Consider the following 24,808-nt stretch of genomic DNA (forward strand, 5'->3'; position numbering starts at 1 on the left):
GGCGTCGATCCGTCAGGAGGCGGGTGCGGTCAGGCGGCGACGGGGACCGCGAGGACGAACTCGTCGGTCGTCGTGTCACGCGTGAAGCCGACGGTCTCGTAGTACTGGGCGGTCCGTCCGGTGATCCCGGGCCGGGTGACGATGCGGTCGTAGCCGTGCCCGGCGAGGATGCCGGAGCGGCGGAAGACGTGCTCGCCGGGCGTGAAGTCCCTGTAGCGCTCGACGACGTGGTCGAGCGTGAGGCGTGCGGTGCCGTCGCCGGCGTCGTCGAGGAGGACGGCACCGACGGTCTCGTCGCCGCGGAGGACGAGGTAGGCCTCGGTCGCGGGGACGTCGGCGGGCTCGACGCCGTGGAGCTTGACGATCTCGTCGTGATGGCGCGTCAGCAGGTGACGCAGGAGGGGTGCGTCGACGTCGGTGGGTACGACGTCGTAACCGCCCTCGTCCGCGTGCCGCTCCTTGAGGAGCTTGCGCAGCTGCACGACGTTGACGATCGCGAGGACGACATTGAGCCCGACCATCGGCCACACGCCGACGGCGCTGTTGTAGCCGATGTGCACGAGGCACCCGGCGAGGTTGAGGATCCGCAGCCGCAGGATGCGTGTCTGCACGAGGGAGAGGACGAGGATCGCGGATCCGATCCAGCCGATGGCTTCGAGCATGGCGTGCTCCAGAGGGAACGGCATGATGCCGGGGCCGGCGGCTCTGCCGGCACGTTCACGATAGCCCGGCTGGTGAGGCAAGTGACCGGCGTCACCGCTCACGGATTTGACCCTCGTGGAAACCTCCGCGTAACGTTCTACTCGTTCGCCCGGCAGGGAGGAACGGACACCGAGCAGGCCTCCGCAAGGAGAGAGCTGGTGGCCGGTCCCGCCTGGAGAACCACCCCCAGACTCGGAACAGCATCGCTGTGCCGCGGACGGGAACTGGCCGTCGACCGCAACCAGGAACCGCAAGGAACCGGAGTTGACACCGGCACGCGGGCAGAGTAAGTTTGAACGGTTGCCTCCGAGCAGGACCCGCAAGGGAAGAGCGAGGATGCGCGTCTGTTCCTTGAGAACTCAACAGTGTGCTTGATAGTCAATGCCAAATAACTCTCGTGCGAGAGGGATGCCGGCCGCTACATGGTGGTTCGGTGCCTGATCGTGGAGATTCCTTTGGAATGGATCGACGATTGTCGGTCATTGCCAGTTTAATTGGACCTTCGGGTCCGCTTCGTATGGTTGTTAGTCCTTCGGGGCTGGCGATACACATTTACGGAGAGTTTGATCCTGGCTCAGGACGAACGCTGGCGGCGTGCTTAACACATGCAAGTCGAACGGTGACGGCAGAGCTTGCTCTGCCTGATCAGTGGCGAACGGGTGAGTAACACGTGAGTAACCTGCCCCTCACTTCGGGATAACCTCGGGAAATCGTGGCTAATACCGGATATGAGACCTGACTGCATGGTCGGGTCTGGAAAGATTTATCGGTGGGGGATGGACTCGCGGCCTATCAGCTTGTTGGTGAGGTAACGGCTCACCAAGGCGACGACGGGTAGCCGGCCTGAGAGGGCGACCGGCCACACTGGGACTGAGATACGGCCCAGACTCCTACGGGAGGCAGCAGTGGGGAATATTGCACAATGGGCGAAAGCCTGATGCAGCGACGCCGCGTGAGGGATGAAGGCCTTCGGGTTGTAAACCTCTTTCAGCAGGGAAGAAGCGAAAGTGACGGTACCTGCAGAAGAAGCGCCGGCTAACTACGTGCCAGCAGCCGCGGTAATACGTAGGGCGCAAGCGTTGTCCGGAATTATTGGGCGTAAAGAGCTCGTAGGCGGTTTGTCGCGTCTGGTGTGAAAACCCAAGGCTCAACCTTGGGCTTGCATCGGGTACGGGCAGACTAGAGTGCGGTAGGGGTGACTGGAATTCCTGGTGTAGCGGTGGAATGCGCAGATATCAGGAGGAACACCGATGGCGAAGGCAGGTCACTGGGCCGCAACTGACGCTGAGGAGCGAAAGCATGGGTAGCGAACAGGATTAGATACCCTGGTAGTCCATGCCGTAAACGTTGGGCACTAGGTGTGGGGCTCATTCCACGAGTTCCGTGCCGCAGCAAACGCATTAAGTGCCCCGCCTGGGGAGTACGGCCGCAAGGCTAAAACTCAAAGGAATTGACGGGGGCCCGCACAAGCGGCGGAGCATGCGGATTAATTCGATGCAACGCGAAGAACCTTACCAAGGCTTGACATACACCGGAATCATGCAGAGATGTGTGCGTCTTCGGACTGGTGTACAGGTGGTGCATGGTTGTCGTCAGCTCGTGTCGTGAGATGTTGGGTTAAGTCCCGCAACGAGCGCAACCCTCGTCCTATGTTGCCAGCACGTTATGGTGGGGACTCATAGGAGACTGCCGGGGTCAACTCGGAGGAAGGTGGGGATGACGTCAAATCATCATGCCCCTTATGTCTTGGGCTTCACGCATGCTACAATGGCCGGTACAGAGGGCTGCGAAACCGCGAGGTGGAGCGAATCCCAAAAAGCCGGTCTCAGTTCGGATTGGGGTCTGCAACTCGACCCCATGAAGTCGGAGTCGCTAGTAATCGCAGATCAGCAACGCTGCGGTGAATACGTTCCCGGGCCTTGTACACACCGCCCGTCAAGTCACGAAAGTCGGTAACACCCGAAGCCGGTGGCCCAACCCTTGGGAGGGAGCCGTCGAAGGTGGGATTGGCGATTGGGACTAAGTCGTAACAAGGTAGCCGTACCGGAAGGTGCGGCTGGATCACCTCCTTTCTAAGGAGCCACAACCCGCCCAGCCTCACGGTTGGTGTTCGGGTCAGTGCCACGCCTCGGCCGTACGCGTCGGGGGTGGACGCTCATGGGTGGAACATTGACTCTTGCCTCCCCGCATCTCGCGGTCGGGCTCGCCAGTACGCTCTAGCTTCGGCTGGGGAAGGACCGCGAACCTCGGCGTCGGTGGGGAGGATCAAGCACGCTGTTGGGTCCTGAGGGAACAGGCCCACGCCCCACGGGGTGTGTGGACCTGCCTCTTCGGACCGCGCCGGCCGGCGAACCGACCTTGAGCTGCTTTGCGGGCTCGGGTCAGGCGCCTGGCACAACGCGCGGGGCCGGTGGTTGCTTGAGAACTGCACAGTGGACGCGAGCATCTTTGAAGTTTCAAAGATTCTTATATCTTTGGTATCTGCAAATAGCTGTTGTTCAAGTTTCTAAGAGCACATGGTGGATGCCTTGGCACTAGGAGCCGATGAAGGACGTCGTAGCCTGCGATAAGCCTCGGGGAGTTGGCAAACGAACCGTGATCCGAGGATGTCCGAATGGGGAAACCCACCTGGAGTCATGTCCAGGTACCCTCACCTGAATATATAGGGTGAGCGGAGGGAACGCCGGGAAGTGAAACATCTCAGTACCGGCAGGAAGAGATATTCCGTGAGTAGTGGCGAGCGAAAGCGGATGAGGCCAAACCGTGCGTGTGTCAAAGCCGGCAGGCGTTGCGCGTACGGGGTTGTGGGACCCTTTGGGATCAGCTGCCGCTGGTCCAGGGAGTCAGAAAGTCACGTCATAGTCGAAGGATCTGGGAAGGTCCGGCACAGAGGGTGAAACCCCCGTAGACGAAATGGCGTGGCCTCCCAAGGGTGTTCCCAAGTAGCACGGGGCCCGAGAAATCCCGTGTGAATCCGTCGAGACCACTCGATAAGCCTAAATACTACCTAGTGACCGATAGCGGACCAGTACCGTGAGGGAAAGGTGAAAAGTACCCCGGGAGGGGAGTGAAATAGTACCTGAAACCGTGTGCTTACAAACCGTGGGAGCCTCCTTAGCAGGGGTGACCGCGTGCCTTTTGAAGAATGAGCCTGCGAGTTAGTGCTCAGTGGCGAGGTTAACCCGTGTGGGGAAGCCGTAGCGAAAGCGAGTCCGAAGAGGGCGACCATAGTCGCTGGGTCTAGACCCGAAGCGGAGTGATCTACCCATGGCCAGGTTGAAGCGCGGGTAAGACCGCGTGGAGGACCGAACCCACCTAGGTTGAAAACTGGGGGGATGAGCTGTGGGTAGGGGTGAAAGGCCAATCAAACTCCGTGATAGCTGGTTCTCCCCGAAATGCATTTAGGTGCAGCGTCACGCGTTCCTTGCCGGAGGTAGAGCTACTGGATGGCCGATGGGCCTCACCAGGTTACTGACGTCAGCCAAACTCCGAATGCCGGCAAGCCAGAGCGTGGCAGTGAGACTGCGGGGGATAAGCTCCGTAGTCGAGAGGGAAACAGCCCAGACCACCAGCTAAGGCCCCTAAGCGTGTGCTAAGTGGGAAAGGATGTGGAGTTGCACAGACAACCAGGAGGTTGGCTTAGAAGCAGCCACCCTTGAAAGAGTGCGTAATAGCTCACTGGTCAAGTGATTCCGCGCCGACAATGTAGCGGGGCTCAAGTACACCGCCGAAGCTGTGGCATTCACACATTTGCTAGGCCTTCGTGGTCCAGGCGTGTGGATGGGTAGGGGAGCGTCGTGTGGGCGTTGAAGCCGCGGGGGAACCCAGCGGTGGAGCCTACACGAGTGAGAATGCAGGCATGAGTAGCGAATGACGGGTGAGAATCCCGTCCGCCGAATGACCAAGGGTTCCAGGGCCAGGTTCATCCTCCCTGGGTTAGTCGGGACCTAAGGCGAGGCCGACAGGCGTAGTCGATGGACAACGGGTTGATATTCCCGTACCGGCGAAGAGCCGCCAAGATCGAATCCGGTGATGTTAAGCGCCCGAGCCGGCACCATGTTCCCTTCGGGGGACCGGTGCTCCGGTGAGGCCGTGAACCAATCCGGTAGTAGGTCAGCGCGAGGGGTGACGCAGGAAGGTAGTCGAAGCACGGCGATGGTAGACCGTGTCCAAGGCTGTAGGGCGAACGGTAGGCAAATCCGCCGTTCATGTGCCTGAGAGCTGACGGGGACCGTTAAGGGAAGTCGATGATCCTATGCTGCCTAGAAAAACCTCGGCGCGAGGCTCAAGCCGCCCGTACCCTAAACCGACTCAGGTGGTCAGGTAGAGAATACTAAGGCGACGAGAGAATCGTGGTTAAGGAACTCGGCAAAATGCCCCCGTAACTTCGGGAGAAGGGGGGCCTGAGGCGTGAACCTGCTTGCCAGGGGAGCGTTTGAGGGCCGCAGAGACCAGGGGGAAGCGACTGTTTACTAAAAACACAGGTCCGTGCGAAGTCGCAAGACGATGTATACGGACTGACGCCTGCCCGGTGCTGGAAGGTTAAGAGGACCGGTTAGCTCTTCGGAGCGAAGCTGAGAATTTAAGCCCCAGTAAACGGCGGTGGTAACTATAACCATCCTAAGGTAGCGAAATTCCTTGTCGGGTAAGTTCCGACCTGCACGAATGGCGTAACGACTTCCCCGCTGTCTCAACCGCGAACTCGGCGAAATTGCAGTACGAGTAAAGATGCTCGTTACGCGCAGCAGGACGGAAAGACCCCGGGACCTTTACTATAGCTTGGTATTGGTGTTCGGTGCGGCTTGTGTAGGATAGGTGGGAGACTGTGAAGCCGGCACGCCAGTGTCGGTGGAGTCATCGTTGAAATACCACTCTGGTCGCTCTGGATACCTAACCTCGGTCCGTGATCCGGATCAGGGACAGTGCCTGGTGGGTAGTTTAACTGGGGCGGTTGCCTCCTAAAATGTAACGGAGGCGCTCAAAGGTTCCCTCAGCCTGGTTGGCAATCAGGTGTCGAGTGCAAGTGCACAAGGGAGCTTGACTGTGAGACTGACAGGTCGAGCAGGGACGAAAGTCGGAACTAGTGATCCGGCGGTGGCTTGTGGAAGCGCCGTCGCTCAACGGATAAAAGGTACCCCGGGGATAACAGGCTGATCTTGCCCAAGAGTCCATATCGACGGCATGGTTTGGCACCTCGATGTCGGCTCGTCGCATCCTGGGGCTGGAGTAGGTCCCAAGGGTTGGGCTGTTCGCCCATTAAAGCGGTACGCGAGCTGGGTTTAGAACGTCGTGAGACAGTTCGGTCCCTATCCGCTGCGCGCGTTGGAAATTTGAGAAGACCTGTCCCTAGTACGAGAGGACCGGGACGGACTAACCTCTGGTGTGCCAGTTGTTCCGCCAGGAGCACGGCTGGTTGGCTACGTTGGGAAGGGATAACCGCTGAAAGCATCTAAGCGGGAAGCCTGCTTCAAGATGAGATTTCCTTGCCCCTTGAGGGTGTGAGGCTCCCAGGAGACCACTGGGTGGATAGGCCGGATGTGGAAGCGAGGACGAAAGACTCGTGGAGCTGACCGGTACTAATAGCCGATGACTTGATACAACAGTTTTGCTTGCGTCCACTGTGCGGTTCCCGGGTCATCACCGGTGTGTTGATAACCCTATAGAGTTACGGCAGTCATAGCGTGAGGGAAACGCCCGGTCCCATTCCGAACCCGGAAGCTAAGCCTCACAGCGCCGATGGTACTGCCCTGGTGACGGGGTGGGAGAGTAGGACGCTGCCGGACATTCTTTCGCGAAGGCCCACCCCGTTAAGGGGTGGGNTGAGGGAAACGCCCGGTCCCATTCCGAACCCGGAAGCTAAGCCTCACAGCGCCGATGGTACTGCCCTGGTGACGGGGTGGGAGAGTAGGACGCTGCCGGACATTCTTTCGCGAAGGCCCACCCCGTTGAGCGGTGGGCCTTCGTCGTTTTCGGAGCGGTTCCGCCGGAGCCGGTCTCCCCGGGGTCGGAGGTGAGCCCACCTAGGTCGCTGAACCTCTTCACCCCTCTCCCGACGTGCGAAGACGCACCGGACGGGTGACGATGGTCCCTCCAGTCAGACCGACGGAAGGAACGACCATGAAGTACGGCACAGGAATCTTCCTCCTCGTGATCGGAGCCATCCTCGCCTTCGCCGTCGCCGACCGCATCGAGGGCATCGACCTCGTGATGATCGGCTACATCTGCATGGGCGCAGGGGTGCTCGCCCTCATCATCGGCGCGATCGCCGGGGCGCAGCGTTCCAACACCTCGCACCACGAGATCGTCGAGCACCGCGAGGACCCCCCGCGCGTCTGAGCCACCCCACGCACGGGCCCCCTGCGCCGAAGCGCAGGGGGCTTCGTCGTCCCCCAAAGCGCGGAGGTTCCGTGGCTGGCGGCCTCGTCCCAGACGCCGCGCGCCTAGGATGGGCCCCATGACCGCCCCTGCCGTCCCGGCCGCACCCACGCCAGACGTCACAGGCACAGGGGTCCGCAGCTACCGCGCCGCGGTCCTTGCCGGCACGGCCCTCGTCGGCATTGCCGCCGCCATCGTCGCGGGCCTCACCACCGGAATCTTCGACCCTGCAGTGATCTCTGATCCCGGTCCGCTCGTGACGTGGGCGCTCCCGCTCATCGGGGTGCTGCGCGACCTTGCGACGTCCGTGACCGTGGGGGCACTCCTCCTCGTGACCTTCCTTCTCCCCTCGGGACGTGACCGCGACCGCGCCCTCACCATCGCCGGGGCGGCCGCAGGGGCGTGGACGCTCCTCGCGATCGCCGACGTCATCACGACGTTCGCAGACGTCCTCGGCGCGCGGAGCGGCGACGCCGGCTTCGGTTCACAGCTCGCCGAGTTCGTGCTCCAGGTCCCCCTCGGACGCACCCAGCTCGCGATGGCGGTCATCGCTGCGGGCGTCACGGTGCTCGCGCTCCTCGTGCGCACACCCACCGGCTCAGCGTGGTGCCTCGCCCTCGTCCTCGGCGCGCTGTCGCTCCGGTCCCTCACGGGCCACACCGCCGGCGCGAACGGCCACGACCTTGCCGTCTCGGCGATGATGGTCCACCTCGTCGGGGCGGCCGCCTGGACCGGAGGGATCCTCGTGCTCGTCGCCCTCCGTGCCCGGGGCGGCCTGCGTGCGTCGGCGTTCGCCGACATCGTCGCGAGGTTCTCGACGCTCGCTGCATGGTGCCTCGTCCTCGTCGCGTACTCCGGCGTGCTCTCGGCGATCGTCCGACTCGGCGCCGTCGACGACCTCGTCACGACCCGCTACGGGATCCTCATCGTCGCGAAGACCGTCGGGCTCGGGCTTCTCGGCCTACTCGGCTGGCAGCACCGCCGGCACGTCGTCGCAAGGCTCGGGCTCGAGCAGTCAGCGCAGGCCGCCGGCCGACTCTTCTGGCGACTCATGGCCGCCGAGGCGCTCCTCCTCGGAGCCGTCGCCGGCATCGCCGGCGCCCTCACGTCGTCAGCGCCGCCCGTGCCCGACGAACCTCCGGCGACGCCGACGCCCGCCGAGCTCGTCACGGGCGAGGCTCTGCCGCCCGAGCCGACGGTCGCCCGGTGGCTCACCCTCGTGCGGTGGGAGGCGATCCTCGGCGCCGCGATCATCGCTGCCATCATCGTCTACGTCCGCTGGTACCTGAGGCTCCGCCGCCGTGGCGATGCCTGGCCCGTCGGGCGGGTCGTCGTCTGGTGCGCGGGCATGGTCGTGCTCATGTGGGTGACGTCCGGCGGTGCAGCCGTCTACGGACGGATCCTCTTCTCGGGCCACATGGTCCAGCACATGACCATGGCGATGGTTGTGCCCCTGCTGCTCGTGCTGTCCGCGCCCATGACGCTCGCGCTGCGCGCGCTCCCAGCCCGGGGCGACGACTCCCGAGGACCGCGGGAGTGGCTCCTCACGATCGTCCACTCGCACTACGGGCGCTTCTTCGCGCACCCCGTCATCGCCGCCGTGAACTTCGCGGGGTCGATGATCCTCTTCTACTACACGCCCCTGTTCGAGTGGGCGCTCACGACCCACGTCGGGCACCTCGGCATGGTCGCGCACTTCACGCTCGCCGGGTACTTCTTCGCCAACGCCCTCATCGGGATCGACCCCGGGCCTACCCGCCCCGGGTACCCGCTCCGGCTGCTCCTGCTGCTCGCCACCATGGCGTTCCACGCGTTCTTCGGCGTCGCCCTCATGTCGCAGACGGCGCTGCTCGTGCCCGAGTGGTTCGGGCTGCTGGGACGGCCATGGGGGCCGCCCGCGCTCGACGACCAGCAGATCGGCGGTGGGGTCGCGTGGGGCGTCGGCGAGATTCCGACGGTCCTCCTCGCGATCGTCGTCGCCTTCCGCTGGGCGCGCGACGACGAGCGCAGCGCTCGTCGTCGCGACCGACGCATCGAACGAACCGGCGCGGACACCGAGCTCGACGACTACAACGCGATGCTCGCCGGGCTCGCCGAACGCGACCTCGCCGCGGCCGGCCCGCGCGACCTCCCGGCCCGGGAAGCGCATCCTCCTGCGCACGACGAGTAGGTGAATCCACCGCCAGAGTTCTGACAGCGCGACGTGACGATCACGCTGGCGGATCAAGCGTGGGGGGCCTCGGAACGAACGCCGCTCACTGCGGCTGCGGCCGCGCGACGGAAGGGCACCCCATGCGAGGACACATCATCGCGGTGCTCGCCACCGCATCGCTCGTCGTCGGAGGCTTCGGCGTCATCCCCGCCCAGGCCGCCAACCCGACGACCGGCACCGTGGAGATCAAGGTCGTGATGCCGGGCGGTGCCCCGGTGCCCGAAGTCTCCCTATACCTCCAGGAGGTCTCCGGCGACGGTTCGGCAGCGACTACGACTCCACCGGCGAGGACGGGAACCGCACGACGGAGGAGCTCTCCCCGGGCTCCTACACCCTCGAGGCGAGTAGCTGACTCGCCGGCAAGGCCCGCACGCCAGCACGGATCGCTACGGCCTGGGCGGCGCGTCGACGAGCAAGACCCACACCGTCGTCGCCGGGAGGACGATGAGCACGAGCAAGCGGGCGGCGACGCTCACTGCGCGAGCCGGCTAAACCCGGGAGCGCGCAGGCGCGTGACGCACGACGGGCGGGAGTCGACCACGGTCGGCCCCCCGCCCGTCGTGCGCGACGGCTCCTCGGTCAGGACTCCGGGACGGAGAGGATGCCCTCGAGCACCTCGGCGAGCGAGGCGTCGGAACTGGAGAAGTCGAGCGACAGCGGGGTGTCCGTCGACGTCGTCGTCGGATCGGGCGAGGGGAAGGGCACGGGTGACCTCCGGCAGCACTGGGCGAGGCAAGGGCCCCGCGTGGACACATCGTCTCGTCGACCATATCGGCAGCCGCGGGTGGCTGCTTGAGGGAGCGCTGCCAATGCTGGTGGGCGGTGAGCTCGCGAACCTGCTCAGGCGTCGGGGCGCGGCGTCGGTGTCCTGTCGACGTCACCAGGGCTGTGCTCGTCTGTGAGCTCGCGTCCGCGGACGGCCCGGACCCGCCGGATGGACCAGACGGTGGCGGCCGCCGCGATGAGCAGCCCTGCCGCGGTGAGCACCCAGAAGCGCGTCGTTGCGTCCTGGGTGGCGCTGCTCTCCGTACCCGGGTCGTTCGTCGTCGTGGGCGAGCCGGAGCCGGTGGGGCCGGGTGCGGGCGTCGTCGTCGGCTGCGAGGCGTCGACGGCACCGAGCGGCGCGGCGACGGCTGCCGTCGCCGTGATCGCCTGGAGGGCGGACGTGCCGTCCACAGCGGGCACGCCGTGGGCGGACGGCGTGAGGTGCAGGAGCAGTCCTGCGGCGACGAGCGTCGTGGGCAGGCGCAGCAGGGTGCGGACCGTGGGCATGGTGGACCTCGGGCGGTAGGGGACCGCCGATGCGGGACGGAACATCGACGCGAGGCCAGGCTACTGCGCAGCCCTGCGCGAGGTGACGTCCGGCTCGAAGAGCCGTCCGGGGAGGGGACGCTCAGGCCGCGGGGTGGAGCTGCCCGAGCTCCGCGAACAGGGCGCGATTGAGGCGGAACGCCTCCTGCGCTTCCGCGACCGCGGTCGCGCGGCCCGTGTCGTCGAGCGGGAGCGCGTCGAGCAGCGCGCGGTACTCGTCCTTGAAGACCTTGGGCTTGGCGATCTCCTCGAACGTGTAGAAGCGCAGTCCCTCGTCGCCGAGCCCGTAGTGGCGCTGGAGCATGACCTTGATGACCTGGCCGCCCGAGAGATCGCCGAGGTAGCGGGTGTACGCGTGGGCGGCGTACGTCGCGAGCGACGACGCCGAGGCGAGAAGGCGCTCAACGTAACGCTGCGTCGCGGGCAGGTACGTGATCTGCGAGGGCCAGCCCGCGCCGACGAGGTCGGCGAGGTCGGCCTCGATCTGCGCGGTGCGCGTGAGGGCGGGCAGGACGATGCCCGCGGCGGCGCCCTCGGACGTCGCCGCGATCCGGGCGCCAGCCTCCTCGAGGGCCCGGTAGATCGCGTGCTGCTGGATGGCGAGCGATGTGTAGGCGGCGCGGCCACGATCGCCGTAGCCGCCGCTCATGAGGGTCTCGATGTACCCCATGGTCTCGGCCTCCCTGTGCTCCTCGCGCGTGCCGACGCGGAGCAGCGCGGAGAGCGTCTCCGGCCCGGTCCCGTCGCTGACGGGAAGGGCGGGGGACTCGACGGTCGTGGTCACAGAAGGCTCCAGCGGATCTCGGTGCGCGCGGGATGTGGACGCGCGTCATGACAATGCGTCACGATACCGTGCCGACTTAGGTATGCCTACCCATGCTCGGAGGCTGGGACGCGGCGTCGTCCCCGTGCCCTGCTGCCCGTGCGCGCCTAGCATCGGGACCATGAGCGACGATGCAGTGACGCCCGACGGCAAGGACTGGACGTGGGTGCTCACGCGCCCCTGCGCGGAGTGCGGGTTCGACCCCGCCCGGCCCGTCGAGGAGCACCTCGACGCGCTCGAGCAGCACGTGCTGCGCTGGCGCGAGGTGCTCGTGCGCCCCGACGTGCGCGCACGGCCCGCACCCGGCACCTGGTCGCCGCTCGAGTACGCGTGCCACATCCGCGACGTCCTCGACGTCATGGCCTCCCGCGCCCTCAACATCCGCGAGGAGGACGCGCCGACGTTCCCCGGCTGGGACCAGGACGCCGCGGCGATCGAGAAGGACTACGCGGGCGACCGGCCGCTCGCCGTCGCCGACGAGATCGCCGAGCGCGCCGGATGGTTCGCGCAGGCCTACGCCGACGTGCGCGACGACGAATGGGAACGACGCGGACGCCGCGGCGACGGCGCCGACTTCACGCTCCGCACCCTCGCGCTCTACACCGCGCACGAACTCGTCCACCACGCGCACGACGTGAGCGCGTAGCGCTTCCTCTCGGCGAGGAATCCGCGCTGATGGTTGCTCGGAGCAGCCATCAGCGCGGATTCCTCGCCGGGGCGCGGGGTCAGCGCGCCGGCGTCGGGATCCTCGCCCCGACGGCACGCAGGACGAACGCCTCCGTCGCGCGGCACGCGGCCGCACGGCCGGCCTCGTCGTCGCCGAGTGAACGGCCCGAGAGGCACGAGTTGACGAGGCTCACCGTGACGTCGAGGTCCTGGTCGGGGAACTGCCCGCGGGAGATCCCCTCGACGATGATGCGGCGCAGGATCGTCTCGACGATGTCTGCGTGGCCACGCAACTGTCGGGCAGTCGAGCGGGACACGACCGTGCGGAGCTCGGGGCCCGGAGCGAGGTGGAAGACGCGCTTGAGGCGCATGCGGGCACGGACGTAGGTGCGCATCTGCGCGACCGGGTCGTCGACGTCCTCGAGCTCGCGCTCGAGGCTCGCGACGTACTGCTCCGTCTCGTGGTTGATGAACCCGACGAGCAGCGACTCCTTGTCGGGGAAGTGGTTGTAGACCGCGGTGCGGCCGATGCCTGCGGCGGCTGCGATTTCCGCGAGCGTGATCGAGTCGAAGCCGCGTTCGTCCATGAGCGCGGCGAGCGCGGTGAAGAGCTTGTGCCTCGTCTGCTGCCGGTGCTCGGCGAGCGACCCTCCGATGATCTTGGGCATGGTGACATGATGCCACCGATCGTCAGGACGATGGTCCCTCGCCGCGGTGCAACACGTCACAGGGCGTTCCCGGAGGGCATCCACTGGCTGGACGCCCATCCACAGATGTTGTCCACAGGGTTGTGGACGGTGTGGGGATCGTGCGGCCCCGCCTGTGCATGACGCTGTGGGCGCCTCCGACGCCCGAACTACACCCGCGTGGGGTCTTGTCGACCAGGGCATGACCAGAATAAGAACTGAGGAACAAGGAACCGTCGACCACCCCGCGCCACCGTGCGCAGGACGGCCCCGACGGTGACGACCCACCGGAAAACGACCCCGACGGCGCACGCCGGCCACCACCGGCGCGCACGGTCGCGACGCCGCGTCGAGGACGGTCCCGAGGGTCCGACCGCAGCTCGGCGCGCCACCGCGCGCCACGCACGTCGACCGGCGCACCCGGGCAGCTGCGGCTCACCGCGCTCTCCCCCGGGCCTCGCGCCCGGGGGAGAGCCGTGACACCACCTGACGCGACACGGCGGACGGCCCTAGTCTCGGCATGTGACCGAGACCGCTCCCGACGCCCGCACGCGTCCGGCCGACATCGCCCCCGCCGACCTCGCCCGCGACCGCTTCGCCGACCTCGTGCGCTCCGTCGCGCTCGGCGCCGTCATCTGCGGCCACTGGACGATGGCAGCCGTGAGCGTCGACGCGGGCGGCGCGCTCCACGTCGGCAACGTCCTCGCCCGCGCGCGCTGGGCCTGGCCCGCCACCTGGGTGCTCGTCCTCATCGGCCTGTTCTTCCTCGTCGGCGGGTTCGCCAACGCGACGAGCCTCACGCGCGCCCGCGCCCGCGGGCTCAGCTCGCGTGCCTGGGTCGGCCGACGTCTCCGCGGCCTCTTCGGCCCCGTCGTGCCGTTCGTCGTGCTCGTGCTCGCCGTCGTCGGGATCGCCCTCCTCGCCGGGGCGCCGCGCGGCCTCACCGCGACCGTCGCCGTCGCCGTCCTCATGCCCCTGTGGTTCCTCGCCGTCTACGGCGTGCTCGTCGTCCTCGCGCCGCTCGGACTGCGGCTCGACGCCCGCTGGGGCTGGCGCGTGTGGATCGTCATGAGCGTTGGCGCTATCGCCGTCGACGCCGTCCGCATCGTCACCGACGTGCCCTGGTACGGCTACCTCAACTACGTCCTTGTGTGGGGGCTCGCGCAGCAGCTCGGGTTCGCGTACCGCGATGGCCGCCTCACGCGCGTCCGTGCGCCCGCGCTCGCCCTGTGGGCAGCGGCCGGCTTCGGCACGATGGCGCTGCTCGCGTCGACAGGGGAGTGGTCGTGGTCGATGGTCGGCCTGCCCGGCGACCGCTCACCCATGAACCCGCCCTCGACCCAGGCGCTCGCGCACGTCTGGGCGCAGGTGCCGCTCGCGCTCCTCGCGCGGCGAGCGCTCGCCGGGCGGCTCGACGGGCCACGGGCCGCACCGCTGCTCGACCGGGTGGCCGACGCGTCGCTCCGCGCCTTCCTCTGGCATCTGCCGCTCTACGTCGTCGTCACCGCGCTGTGGTTCGCGGCCGGATGGCCGTTCCCCGAGCCGGCGTCGGGCGTCTGGTGGGCGACGCGGCCCGTCGTGCTCGTCGTCCTCGGAACGCTGCTCGTCGTGCTCCTGGGGCTGCCGGCGCGGCTCCGTCGCCGTCGGACGCCTGCGGCCTGAGCCGGCACGCCGATCCGGCACGCCCACCCGCAAGTTTGTGCCCCACCCGCGAGTTCAGACTCGCGGGTAGCGCATAAAGCTGCGGGTGGACGAGCAGCCCACCCGGATGCGCGCGACAGGCCCGGCCCGCACGCGTCCGGAGCTCAGACCGCCCGCGTCGCGGCCGGACGGCGCAGGGAGATGTCGTTGCAGGCCTCGCAGACGTCGGCAGGGATGAGCCCCACGCGCTGCAGGCGGCCGAAGATCCAGCAGCCCAGACAGAAGCCGGCGAACGCCTCGAGGCTCGCTGCGACGAGCAGGAGGCCGACGAGCACCCACGCGACCGTCGGTGCATCGAGCGCGTACGCGAGCACCGCTGCCGACGTGAGCGTCGCGCCGATGCCCTGCGCGAAGCGCTTGGGCGGGCCCGGGACCAGACGTGCCGGGCCGAGACGCGGCGCGACGACGCGCTGCGCCACGAAGCCGAGCGGCGAGAGGCGCGGGCCCGCGAGGACACGACCGACGAAGCCCGCGGCAAGGATCACGAGCGGGATCCACGACTGCGTGAGGAGCGTGACCGCGCCGAGCACGACGACACCCGCAGCGACCGTGCGCGCAGCGAGCTCGTTCACGGGGTTGGGGAAGCTGAAGAACGACGCCATGCGGGGATGGTGCGCCCTCTCATCGTCGTTCTCGACGCGATTGCTCCAGAATCTCGCGCCTCGGACGCGCAGCCGGCGCACACCGGACGTACCTCCCGCCCCCGGGAGGGGCGGGGCTGCGTCCGAGGCGTGCGTGGGACGATGGCTTGGACCCCTGAGGAGGACACCGTGACCCACCCCCGCAGCCGCTGGGAGGAGATCGTCGAGGCCAACCCCGACCACTCCACCTGGTACGTCGAGCGCTTCCGCGCCATGGCCCGCGACGGCAAGGACGTCGACGGCGAGGCCCGCCTCGTCGACGCCATGCTCCCGCGCGGCGCCCGCATCCTCGACGCAGGCTGCGGACCCGGCCGCGTCGGCAGCGCCCTGGCAGCCCGCGGTCACACCGTCGTCGGCGTCGACATCGACCCCGTCCTCATCGCCGCCGCCGAGGAGGACCACCCCGGCCCCACGTGGCTCGTCGGCGACCTCGTCGACATGGACCTGCCTGCGCGCGGCATCGCCGAGCCGTTCGACCTCGTCGTGTGCGCCGGCAACGTCATGACGTTCCTCGCCGACGGCACCCATGAGGCCGCCCTCTCCCGCATGCACGCGCACCTCGCACCCGGCGGTCGCGTCGTCGTCGGCTTCGGCGCGGGCCGCGGCTACGCAGTCCAGGCCTTCCTCGCCGACGCGCGCCGCGCCGGGCTCGTGCCCGACGTGCTCCTCGCGACGTGGGACCTGCGCCCCTACGAGCCCGACAGCGACTTCGTCGTCGCGGTTCTCCGCGAGGCGTGACGGCGCCGCTCCACCGATCACGCCCCCGGACCAGGAATCCGCGCAGATGGCTGCTAGCAGCAACCATCTGCGCGGATTCCTGGGCCCGGGGGTGCGGGGTGGGCGTGACGAAGGCCCCGGGCCTGAGGTCCGGGGCCTTCGTCGTACGGAGCGGATGACGGGAATCGAACCCGCGCTGTCAGCTTGGGAAGCTGAAGTTCTACCATTGAACTACATCCGCAGGACGCCCCACGCGGGACGTCGCACACCAGAGCATACCCGCAGCCGGGCGTCCCGCGTGCGACGGCCGGGGCGCGTCGCTCACACAGCCGGGACGCGCAGCGCGAACCGCCCCGTGATCTCCTCACCCGGCTCGAGCACCCGGACCCCGGACCCCGGCACGCCCGCCTCGAGCAGCGCGAACCCGCCGTTGGCGTGCGTCGCCGGCTCGACTGCGAAGTACGAACGGCCCGGCGGCACGTAGACGACCCAGTGCCCGTAGACGTCGTCCCGCTCGACGAGCACCTCGACGTCCCCGCCATCGCGACGCGCGCCCGGGTAGACGACGCGCGCCGGCGCGCCCGGCGCCGCGACGAGGCAGTCGTCGATGAACCGCCCGCCGAGCTCGCGCGCCGCCCGGAAGTCCGCACGCGACGGGATTACGGCCGCTGGCCCCGTCGCGACCGCGTCCGTGAGCCCGTACCCGCCCATGGCCGGCAGCTCGAGCAGCGCGTCACCCCGCCCCGGCACGAGTTCGCGCACGAGGTACGGGTGGTGGCCGAAGCCCGCCGGGAAGTCCTCGTCGTCGACGTTGGCGACCGTCGTCGTCACGGCGAGCCCGTCGCCCGTGAGCGCGTACGTGAGCGTCGTCGTGAACCGCCACGGGAAGCCCACGCCGACGACGGTGCGCGCGTCGAAACGGAGCGTCACGTGCGTGCCCGACGCCTCGACGACGCTGATCGCGTACGGCAGCACCGCCCCGTGCATCGACGTGCCGTCCGCCGCCGTCCGCGGCAGCCGCCACGAGCGGCCACGGAACGTCAGGGTGCACTCCGCGACCCGGTTCGACCAGGGCACGAGCGGGAAGCTCGAGCACGCCGACGGCACGTGGTGGCGCGCACGGCCGGGGCCGCCGCCTCGGCGTCGACTGCGGCCCGGAGGCCGACGCTCACAGGTCGACGTCCACCTCGACCGACGAGCCCTCCGGCGCCCACGGCACCGTCGTCCCCTCGATTGCGGCGCCGTCGACCGTGAGCCGCGGCTGCGCACCGCGCTCGCCCGAGTTCCGCACGCGGATCGTGTACGTCGCGCCCCGCGCGACGCGCGTCACCGTGAACTCCGGGACGTCCGGACCGATGCACGGAGCGACGACGAGGCCGTCGTGCTCGGGCCGCACACCGAGGAGGTGCTGGGACACCGCAACGAAGTTCCACGCGGCCGTCCCGGTGAGCCAGGAGTTCTTTGCCTCGCCGTGCCGCACCGCCTCCTTGCCGGCAATCATCTGCGCGTACACGTACGGCTCGAGCCGGTGGACGTCGGAGATGTCCTCGCGGTACGCGGGCGTGATCTTCCGGTAGAGGTCGAACGCCTTGTCGCCACGGCCGAGCACCGTCTCACCGATGATCACCCACGGGTTGTTGTGGCAGAAGATGCCGCCGTTCTCCTTGTACCCCGGCGGGTACGTCGAGACCTCGCCCAGGTTCACCTGGTAGCTCGTGTACGCGGGGAACTGCAGGACGTTGCCGTGCTCGGTGCCGAGCATCTCCTCGACCTTGTCGAGCGCCAGCTCGGCGCGCGAGACTCCCGCGTCGGTCGGCACGTCCGCACCGATGCCGGCCATCGTCGCGAAGCCCTGCGGCTCGATCCAGATCTTGCCCTCCGGGTCCGCGTCCGTGCCGATCGGGGTGCCGTAGTAGTCGTACGCGCGGAGGAACCACTGCCCGTCCCAGCCGTGCGCGAGTACGGCCTGCTCCATGGCGGCGACGGCCTCGCGGGCGTGCCGGGCGACGTCGTCGAGCCCCCTGCGCTCGGCGATGTCCGCGAACTCGCGCCCATAGAGGACGAACTGGGCGGCGATGAACACGGACTCGGCGACGCCACCCGCCTGGTTCTCGGTCGTCTGGAACGACTCCCCGGGCTCCCACGAGAAGCAGTTGAGGTTGAGGCAGTCGTTCCAGTCGGCGCGGCCGATGAGCGGCAGTCCGTGCGGGCCGCGATTGTCGACTGTGAAGTCGAACGAGCGCGCGAGGTGCTCGAAGAGCGGCACCTCGGTGCCGGGCTCGTTGTCGAAGGGCGCGGGCTCGTCGAGGATCGACCAGTCGCCCGTTTCCTTGAGGTACGCGGCGACGCCCGCGACGAGCCACATGGGGTCGTCGTTGAAGCCCGAGCCGATGTCGTCGTTCCCGCGCTTCGTGAGCGGCTGGTACTGGTGGTAGGCGGAGCCGTCGGCGAACTGGGTCGACGCGATGTCGATGATGCGCTCGCGGGCGCGCTCGGGCACGAGGTGGACGAAGCCGAGGAGGTCCTGGTTGGAGTCGCGGAAGCCCATGCCGCGGCCGATGCCCGTCTCGAAGTAGGACGCTGAGCGGGACATGTTGAACGTCACCATGCACTGGTACTGGTTCCAGACGTTGACCATGCGGTCGAGCTTCGCGTCGGTCGACGTCACGGAGTACGTCGAGAGCAGGCGCGTCCAGTAGGCCTGGAGCTCGGCGAACGATGCGTCGACCTGCTCGGTCGTCGCGAACTGCGCGAGGAGCTCGTGCGCGCGCGTCTTGTTGAGGACCTGGAGTGGCTTGATGCCGCGGGCCTCGTCGGCGGGCTCCCACTTCTCGTCGCGCGGGTTCTCGAGGTAGCCGAGGACGAACGTGTAGGTCTGCGACGCGCCGGGCGCGAGGTCGACGTCGAGCTGGTGGGAGCCGATGGGGTACCAGCCGGAGGCGAGGGAGTTGCCTGCCTTGCCGTCGCGCGGTACGGCGGCCTCGCCGAGGCCGTTGTACGCGCCGACGAACGTGTCGCGGTCGGTGTCGTAGCCCGAGGCGACGGCGTTGACGCCGTAGACGGCGTAGTGGTTGCGGCGCTCGCGGTACTCGGTGCGGTGGTAGATCGCGGTGCCCGTCGGGCTCTCGGGCTCGACCTCGACCTCGCCGATCGAGAGGTTCCGCTGGTAGTTCGTCTGGTCGTCCTGCGCGTTCCACAGGCAGAACTCGACGAAGCTGAAGAGGGAGACGCGCTTGTGGGCGTCGGACGTGTTGGTGAGCGTGACCTTCTGGATCTCGGCGTTGACGCCGACGGGGACGAAGAAGAGGGTCTCGACGGAGAGGCCGCCGCGCGCGCCGACCATGCGGGAGTAGCCGAGGCCGTGGCGGGCTTCGAAGTGCTCGAGATCGGCCTTGACGGGCATCCACGAGGGGGTCCAGACGTCGCCGTCGTCGTGGATGTAGAAGTAGCGGCCGCCTGCGTCCGCGGGGACGTTGTTGTAGCGGTAGCGGGTGAGTCGGCGCATCTTCGCGTCGCGGTAGAACGAGTAGCCACCCGCCTGGTGGGAGATGAGGGAGAAGAACTCCTGGGACCCGAGGTAGTTGATCCACGGGTACGGCGTGTGGGGGGTGGTGATGACGTACTCGCGGGCTTCGTCGTCGAAGTGTCCGTAGCGCATGGTTGCCTCTCGGCCTCGGGTTCAGGATGGTGTGGAAGCGCTCCCACACGGGGTTGGATCGATCATAGCCCGCAGTTCCGCGGAAAGGGAACGGGCGACCTGCGAGACATCCCGCCCACGCACCCCGCCACGCTTGTACGGTGGGAACCGTGCTGCTCTCCGACCGTGACATCCGTGCCGAGCTCGACGCGTCCAGGGTCGTCCTCGACCCCTACGACCCCTCGATGATCCAGCCGTCGAGCATCGACGTGCGCCTCGACCGCTTCTTCCGGCTCTTCGACAACCATCGGTACCCGCACATCGACCCGTCGACCGAGCAGCCCGACCTCACCCGTCTCGTCGAGACCCCGCCCGACGAGCCCTTCGTGCTCCACCCCGGCGAGTTCGTCCTCGGCGCCACGTACGAGCAGGTCACCCTGCCCGACGACATCGCCGCACGCCTCGAGGGCAAGAGCTCCCTCGGCCGCCTCGGCCTCCTCACGCACTCGACCGCCGGCTTCATCGACCCCGGCTTCTCCGGGCACGTCACCCTCGAGCTCTCGAACGTCGCCACCCTGCCGATCATGCTGTGGCCCGGCATGAAGATCGGCCAGCTCTGCTTCTTCCGTCTCTCGACCCCCGCCGAGAACCCTTACGGCTCCTCCGTCTACGGCTCGCGCTACCAGGGTCAGCGCGGCCCGACGGCATCCCGGTCCTGGCAGTCCTTCCACCGGAGCGAGGTCTGACCGTGGCCGCGCTGCGGCCCCTGCCCGCCGAGCCCGACACGAACCTCCACGCCGGCGCCGGGCGGCAACGGCGCGTCCGGCACCTCCTCGTCCTCGGCGGCGCCGACGACGGCGGCGAGATCGCCCGCGACGACCTCCTCGACCTCGCCGACCTCGCCGCGTGCCGCTTCCCGTCCGCCACGCTCACGACCGAGCCCGGTCCCGTCGGCGACGTCACACCCGGCGTCCTCACGCTCTCCCGCCACACGACCGTCGTCGGCCCCTACGGGCCCGGCGCCGGCCTGCGTGCCCCGTCGACCGCGCACGTCGTCGACGTGCTCGTCCCGCGCGAACGCGGCGAACGAGCCCTCGCGGGCTCGGGCGACCCCGACGGACTCTCCCGCGTCTTCGACGCAGGGCTCCCCGTCCACGAGGAGGCACGCGTCGTCGCATGGCTCCTCGACGTCGCCCGACGCCTCCACGGAACGCTCGTCCTCGCGACCGACGCCGGACCCGCGACCCTCACGCCCGACCCCGACGCGCACGTCGACCTCACCGTCCACTCCGACGTCTGGCTCGACCCCGAGGCCGCGCTCGCAACCCTGCGCGCGCTCGACGCCCGCGTCGTCTACGCACCCGACGGCACGGACTGGGACGGGCCACCGGAGACGCTGCGCATCCAGGGCCCCGCGATCTCCGTGCTTGACGACGCGGCGCGCGCCGCGCTGCACGACGAGGCCGACGCGTTCGACATCCACGCCCTCACGACACCCGAGCAGCGCACCGGCTATGCCCTCCACCTCGACCTCGGCGACGACGGGCTCGTCGCCGTCGAGATCGGCGGCGAGGAGCACCCCCCGCTCTCCGTGAGCCGCCACGCGTGGGCGTCCGCCGGCACGATCGCCTACCGGGTCCGCTGGTTCCCTCTCGACGACCTCGAGCTCCTCGAGGAGAACCCCGCGCCCGGGCACCGCATCGCGCGCACGCGCGCCGCAGAGCGCATGGGCCAGCTCGCGCGCACGCTGCACGCGGCCGTCGGCGGCGTCGTCACCGATGCGGCGGACCTGCCGGTGCATCCCGAGGACCTCTGACCGCTCCGGGGCCCTCATTCCCGCGGATCGCGGATTGACGCCATCCGACCCGCTCAACGGGCGGGTTCGCGACGTCGGTGCATCAACCAGACCTCAGGAGCGTTGCCCCAGACAGCCCGCACAGCGTTCGGACCTCGGGCGGCCCGCAGCGTCTGTCCGCAGCCCCGCCAGAAGACCACGGTACGCATAATGGACATCGGGCGTTGAGCTCGCCTAAGCGCAAGTCGCGGTCCCATGGGATCGAATGTGGACAGTTGGTTCTTTAGATGGTCGTCGCCTGCTGCATGGTGCGGGGACAAGATGAGATTGCTTCTGGAGTGGGCGGGCACGCTGCTGCTCGTCGGGACACTTGTCGTGACGACATGGTTGAGCCATTCCGCGAGTCTGCGTCGACACGACGTTGACTCGGGGGCCAGAGAGTTGCCGCGGCCTCACGCACATCGGGTGATCCTGGTGGGTCTCAAGGGGTATGTCACCAACCTGCCCGCGCATCTCATAAGTGCGGGAGAGGTCATCGGCTCGTATCGTGAGCTGTGGCAGGTGGAGGCGTCCTTCCGAATGTCCAAGACCGACCTTCGGGCGCGGCCCATGTTCGTGCGGACCCGTGATGCGATCGAGGCTCACCTCACCGTGGTGTTCACCGCGCTGGCCGTGGCACGCGAGGCCCAGGACCGTAGCGGGCTTGCGATCCGCAAGATCGTGCGGCAGCTACTTCCCTTGCGGTCGGCGACGATCGCGATCAACGGCACCCGGCAGACCTTTGAACCCGAGATCAACGACACCGACCGTGCGTTGCTCGACGCGCTTCACGGACGGAGGTCAAGGCAGTAAGCCAAATGACCAAACTCAGGCGGTGCCACCGTGGACCCCGAACTGGCGCGCCAGCACGATCACGCTGACGCCCTGCGCGCGGGCTGTTCGCATAGCGTTCACTTCCTCGTCTGTGAGCCGTGTTCGAGGTCGTTTCTTTGGTTCGGCCGAAGCGCCGATCAGTGGGTCATCTGACTCCCCGACAGGGTCGGCATCCTCGCAGATGCCTTGATTCCACGCGGAAACGAGCCCCTCGACCCGGGTTCGCCTGTTCCCGCAAAGCTCCATTGCGTCCACCGTCGGCGCCTCGAGCGCATGGGGTGCCATCCGACGTTTCGGCAGGTCGACCGCACACACGCGCGACGGTGAGCGTTGGTGAGGGATCAGAGACGGACGTTCGACAGGAAAGCCTCGGAGCGGGAGGGTACGCTCGACAAGCCGATTCCCCGACCTGCCTCAGGAGCACTCGTGAGCCGCCTTTCCCAGCGCCTGTCCACCCTCGTCATCGCCGCTTCGCTCGGCATTCCCGGCACTCTCGCGCTCGGGTCGAGCGCCACAGCGCTCGCCTCGCCCGCCGCCGCGAGCGCGACGACCATCGACTGCAGCCGTGGCAGCGTGAAGATCTCCAGCTCGTTCGGCACGTACCGGTTGGAGGGCGCGTGTGGCAAGGTCACGATCACGGGAACCGGCGTGACGGTCTCGCTGCCCTCAGCCACGGCGCTCAGCGTGACGGGCAGCAACGCGACAGTCCGTGCCGCGAAGAACGTCCGCAAGGCGTCGATCACCGGTGCCGGCGTGAACCTCAAGGTCGGCGGTTCGCTCGGGACGCTGAAGACTGACGCGAGCAACGCGAGCATCACCGTGAAGAAGAAGCTCAAGACGGCCCGCATCGAGGGTGCGAACAACAAGCTCCGTGCAGGGAAGACCACGACGCTGGTCGTGCGCGGCAGCGGCAACCACGTGAAGGTGACCAGCCTGCGCAGCCTCCGCGTCGTCGGGGCGAACAACTACGTCAAGGCGGCGACCGGCAAGGCGAAGACCGTGAAGGTCACCGGGACCGACAACGTCATCAAGGTGCGCACGTCGCGCTGACGATCGTCCGCACACGAACGAGGGCCTCGCGACGGAGTCGCGAGGCCCTCGTTTGTCACACGTGCGGTCACGCGTCGGGGCACCTCTCGGGCGCATCAGGCGCAGTTGTGGCAGATCCCCGTCGCCTGAGTTTGGTCACGCTCGCGGCCGCGTGCCTGTCCCAGTGCGTTGACCTGCAACGATGCACTCGTAGTGCCTTGATTTGAGGCACTAAGGGGTGATGCAATCGGGCCGTGGCATGGGTGAGAAAGGTTCGAACCGCCTCCGGGGCGACGGCGGTGCAGATCGCCGAGTCCGTCGCAGGCAAGCGCCGAATCGTCGCTCATGTCGGCTCGGCTCACACTGAGGCAGAGCTCGGCATTGTGCTCGAGCACGCCCGCGGGCTGCTTGGCGATCCGGACCAAGGCGCCCTGGACTTCGCCACGCCTCCCGCTCCGCGCACTGCTCGGCTCGTGCCTGCTCCAACCTCCCGGCTGTGGCGGCCCCCAGCCGTCGGCGCCGAGCGTGACGGCGCCGGGAGGGTCCTCGGGACCGGCTCGGGCACGCTGGCTGGCGCGCTCGAGGCGATCTACGACTAGCTCGGGTTCAACACCTTGGGCGATGACACGTTCCGCGACCTGGTCATCGCGCGCTTGGTCGAGCCGACCTCCCTGCGCGACGTGGGACGGGTCTTGCGGGACGTGGACCGCACCCCGCCGAGCGAGTCGACGCTGCGCCGCTGCCTGCAGCGCGCAGCGGCCAACGACTACCGCGGACAGATCGCCGCGGCCTGTTTCGCCCGCGCCACCCGCAGCGGGGACGTGTCGTTGGTTCTCTACGACGTCACCACCCTGTACTTCGAGGCGGAGAAGGAAGACGACCTGCGCAAGGTCGGTTTCTCCAAGGAGCGCCGCGTCGACCCTCAGATCGTCGTCGGCCTCCTGGTGGACCGCGGCGGGTTCCCTCTGGAGATCGGCTGCTTCGAAGGCAACAAGGCCGAGACCCGCACGATGGTGCCGATNCGCAAGGTCGGTTTCTCCAAGGAGCGCCGCGTCGACCCTCAGATCGTCGTCGGCCTCCTGGTGGACCGCGGCGGGTTCCCTCTGGAGATCGGCTGCTTCGAAGGCAACAAGGCCGAGACCCGCACGATGGTGCCGATCGTGCGGGAGTTCCAGGCCCGCCACGATGTGGCGCACATGGTCGTGGTCGCCGACGCCGGGATGCTCTCGGGGGTCAACCTCACAGCCCTGGACGAGGCGGACCTGCACTTCATCGTCGGCTCGAGCACCACCAAGGCGTCCATCGACCTGGCCTCCCATTTCCGCTGGAACGGGGACGCGTTCACCGACGGGCAAGTCATCGACCGCGTTCACGCCCAAGGATTCCCGCGTCCTCGAGAATGACCCGCTGCGCCGAGCCGAGCCTGTCTGGGATCCCGCCGCGCATCCTGCCTCGTGGCGGGCGGTGTGCGAGTCTGCGTCGACACGACGTTGACTCGGGGGCCAGAGAGTTGCCGCGGCCGGACGCACATCGGGTGATCGCCTCGTTCGGCGTCGCCGAGTGGGTGTTCGTCGCCGTCGGAACGCTCTTCCTCCTCGGGATGATCTTCAGAACTCTCGACCAGTCTCTCTAGCTGGCGG

17 protein-coding genes, 1 tRNA gene, 4 rRNA genes and 2 pseudogenes are annotated in these 24,808 nt (G+C 67.9%); 15 read left to right on the forward strand and 9 right to left on the reverse strand.

The window, feature by feature from the left end:
- Positions 1 to 29 precede the first annotated feature (29 nt).
- Positions 30 to 662, reverse strand: a complete 633-nt coding sequence (locus C1729_RS10440) for a hypothetical protein (protein ID WP_102509891.1) — start codon at positions 660 to 662, stop codon at positions 30 to 32.
- Between the two features lie 591 nt (positions 663 to 1,253).
- On the opposite strand from C1729_RS10440, the gene C1729_RS10445 reads away from it, so the two are divergent.
- From C1729_RS10445 to C1729_RS10470, 6 genes are all read left to right on the forward strand, one after another.
- Positions 1,254 to 2,774 (forward strand): 16S ribosomal RNA (locus tag C1729_RS10445).
- 424 nt (positions 2,775 to 3,198) lie between these two features.
- Positions 3,199 to 6,301, forward strand: a 23S ribosomal RNA gene (locus tag C1729_RS10450).
- 67 nt (positions 6,302 to 6,368) lie between these two features.
- Positions 6,369 to 6,485: ribosomal RNA gene (rrf, locus tag C1729_RS10455) — 5S ribosomal RNA — on the forward strand.
- Positions 6,486 to 6,509: 24 nt separating this feature from the next.
- Positions 6,510 to 6,623, forward strand: a 5S ribosomal RNA gene (gene rrf, locus C1729_RS10460).
- Together the 16S, 23S and 5S rRNA genes form the textbook arrangement of a ribosomal RNA operon.
- Before the next feature lie 196 nt (positions 6,624 to 6,819).
- Entirely contained in the window at positions 6,820 to 7,038 is a 219-nt protein-coding gene (locus tag C1729_RS10465; RefSeq protein WP_102509892.1) for a DUF6458 family protein, read from the forward strand.
- 118 nt (positions 7,039 to 7,156) lie between these two features.
- Positions 7,157 to 9,247 (forward strand): bifunctional copper resistance protein CopD/cytochrome c oxidase assembly protein, encoded by a 2,091-nt coding sequence (locus tag C1729_RS10470; RefSeq protein WP_102509893.1) that lies wholly within the window; start codon positions 7,157 to 7,159, stop codon positions 9,245 to 9,247.
- A gap of 621 nt (positions 9,248 to 9,868) precedes the next feature.
- Here the strand turns inward: C1729_RS10470 and C1729_RS15220 are convergent.
- The 3 genes from C1729_RS15220 to C1729_RS10480 all read right to left on the reverse strand — a co-directional run bounded on the left by C1729_RS15220 (position 9,869) and on the right by C1729_RS10480 (position 11,384).
- The gene (locus C1729_RS15220; RefSeq protein ID WP_277985814.1) at positions 9,869 to 9,994 is read right to left on the reverse strand and encodes a hypothetical protein; all 126 of its coding nucleotides are present in this window, start codon (positions 9,992 to 9,994) and stop codon (positions 9,869 to 9,871) included.
- A 135-nt stretch (positions 9,995 to 10,129) separates the two neighbouring features.
- Entirely contained in the window at positions 10,130 to 10,561 is a 432-nt protein-coding gene (locus C1729_RS10475) for a hypothetical protein (protein WP_102509894.1), read from the reverse strand.
- Positions 10,562 to 10,682: 121 nt separating this feature from the next.
- Entirely contained in the window at positions 10,683 to 11,384 is a 702-nt protein-coding gene (locus C1729_RS10480) for a biliverdin-producing heme oxygenase (protein WP_102509895.1), read from the reverse strand.
- A gap of 160 nt (positions 11,385 to 11,544) precedes the next feature.
- Between C1729_RS10480 and C1729_RS10485 the strand changes: the two genes are divergently transcribed.
- Positions 11,545 to 12,069 (forward strand): DinB family protein, encoded by a 525-nt coding sequence (locus tag C1729_RS10485; protein ID WP_102509896.1) that lies wholly within the window; start codon positions 11,545 to 11,547, stop codon positions 12,067 to 12,069.
- Positions 12,070 to 12,148: 79 nt separating this feature from the next.
- Here the strand turns inward: C1729_RS10485 and C1729_RS10490 are convergent, their stop codons facing one another.
- A complete protein-coding gene (locus C1729_RS10490) occupies positions 12,149 to 12,757 on the reverse strand; it encodes a TetR/AcrR family transcriptional regulator (RefSeq protein ID WP_102509897.1) in 609 nt (202 codons plus the stop codon).
- A 540-nt stretch (positions 12,758 to 13,297) separates the two neighbouring features.
- On the opposite strand from C1729_RS10490, the gene C1729_RS10495 reads away from it, so the two are divergent.
- Positions 13,298 to 14,437, forward strand: coding sequence for an acyltransferase family protein (locus tag C1729_RS10495; RefSeq protein ID WP_102509898.1), 1,140 nt, complete (start codon positions 13,298 to 13,300; stop codon positions 14,435 to 14,437).
- Between the two features lie 143 nt (positions 14,438 to 14,580).
- On the opposite strand, the gene C1729_RS10500 is transcribed toward C1729_RS10495, so the two are convergent.
- Positions 14,581 to 15,078, reverse strand: a complete 498-nt coding sequence (locus tag C1729_RS10500; protein WP_102509899.1) for a DUF4395 domain-containing protein — start codon at positions 15,076 to 15,078, stop codon at positions 14,581 to 14,583.
- 168 nt (positions 15,079 to 15,246) lie between these two features.
- On the opposite strand from C1729_RS10500, the gene C1729_RS10505 reads away from it, so the two are divergent.
- Positions 15,247 to 15,855, forward strand: a complete 609-nt coding sequence (locus C1729_RS10505) for a class I SAM-dependent methyltransferase (protein WP_422917649.1) — start codon at positions 15,247 to 15,249, stop codon at positions 15,853 to 15,855.
- A 149-nt stretch (positions 15,856 to 16,004) separates the two neighbouring features.
- Here C1729_RS10505 and C1729_RS10510 read toward each other — a convergent pair.
- From C1729_RS10510 to C1729_RS10520, 3 genes are all read right to left on the reverse strand, one after another.
- Positions 16,005 to 16,075 (reverse strand) — tRNA-Gly (locus tag C1729_RS10510).
- Positions 16,076 to 16,155: 80 nt separating this feature from the next.
- On the reverse strand, positions 16,156 to 17,103 hold the full coding sequence (locus C1729_RS10515; RefSeq protein ID WP_102509901.1) for an aldose epimerase family protein: 948 nt from the start codon (positions 17,101 to 17,103) through the stop codon (positions 16,156 to 16,158).
- Complete coding sequence (locus C1729_RS10520; RefSeq protein ID WP_102509902.1) at positions 17,003 to 19,492, reverse strand: glycoside hydrolase family 94 protein; 2,490 nt, start codon at positions 19,490 to 19,492, stop codon at positions 17,003 to 17,005. Before C1729_RS10520 ends, C1729_RS10515 begins: the two co-directional genes overlap by 101 nt.
- A gap of 149 nt (positions 19,493 to 19,641) precedes the next feature.
- Here C1729_RS10520 and dcd point away from each other — a divergent pair, with 149 nt between their 5' ends.
- From dcd to C1729_RS15395, 6 genes and pseudogenes are all read left to right on the forward strand, one after another.
- Positions 19,642 to 20,217: a dCTP deaminase gene (gene dcd, locus C1729_RS10525; RefSeq protein ID WP_102509903.1), complete on the forward strand. Its 576-nt coding sequence runs from the start codon at positions 19,642 to 19,644 to the stop codon at positions 20,215 to 20,217.
- A 2-nt stretch (positions 20,218 to 20,219) separates the two neighbouring features.
- A complete protein-coding gene (locus tag C1729_RS10530) occupies positions 20,220 to 21,287 on the forward strand; it encodes a hypothetical protein (RefSeq protein WP_102509904.1) in 1,068 nt (355 codons plus the stop codon).
- 450 nt (positions 21,288 to 21,737) lie between these two features.
- Positions 21,738 to 22,118, forward strand: a pseudogene (locus tag C1729_RS10535) (IS1634 family transposase); the annotation flags it as partial.
- Between the two features lie 447 nt (positions 22,119 to 22,565).
- A complete protein-coding gene (locus C1729_RS10540; protein WP_165375485.1) occupies positions 22,566 to 23,189 on the forward strand; it encodes a DUF3060 domain-containing protein in 624 nt (207 codons plus the stop codon).
- Between the two features lie 233 nt (positions 23,190 to 23,422).
- Positions 23,423 to 23,767 carry a hypothetical protein gene (locus C1729_RS10545; RefSeq protein WP_129590729.1) on the forward strand — a complete coding sequence of 115 codons (345 nt, stop codon included), beginning with the start codon at positions 23,423 to 23,425 and terminating at the stop codon, positions 23,765 to 23,767.
- Positions 23,768 to 24,656: pseudogene (locus C1729_RS15395) on the forward strand (IS1634 family transposase); the annotation flags it as partial.
- Positions 24,657 to 24,808: the final 152 nt, after the last annotated feature.

It is taken from the genome of Sanguibacter massiliensis (genome assembly GCF_900240335.1).
GTDB classification, from domain to species: domain Bacteria; phylum Actinomycetota; class Actinomycetes; order Actinomycetales; family Cellulomonadaceae; genus Flavimobilis; species Flavimobilis massiliensis.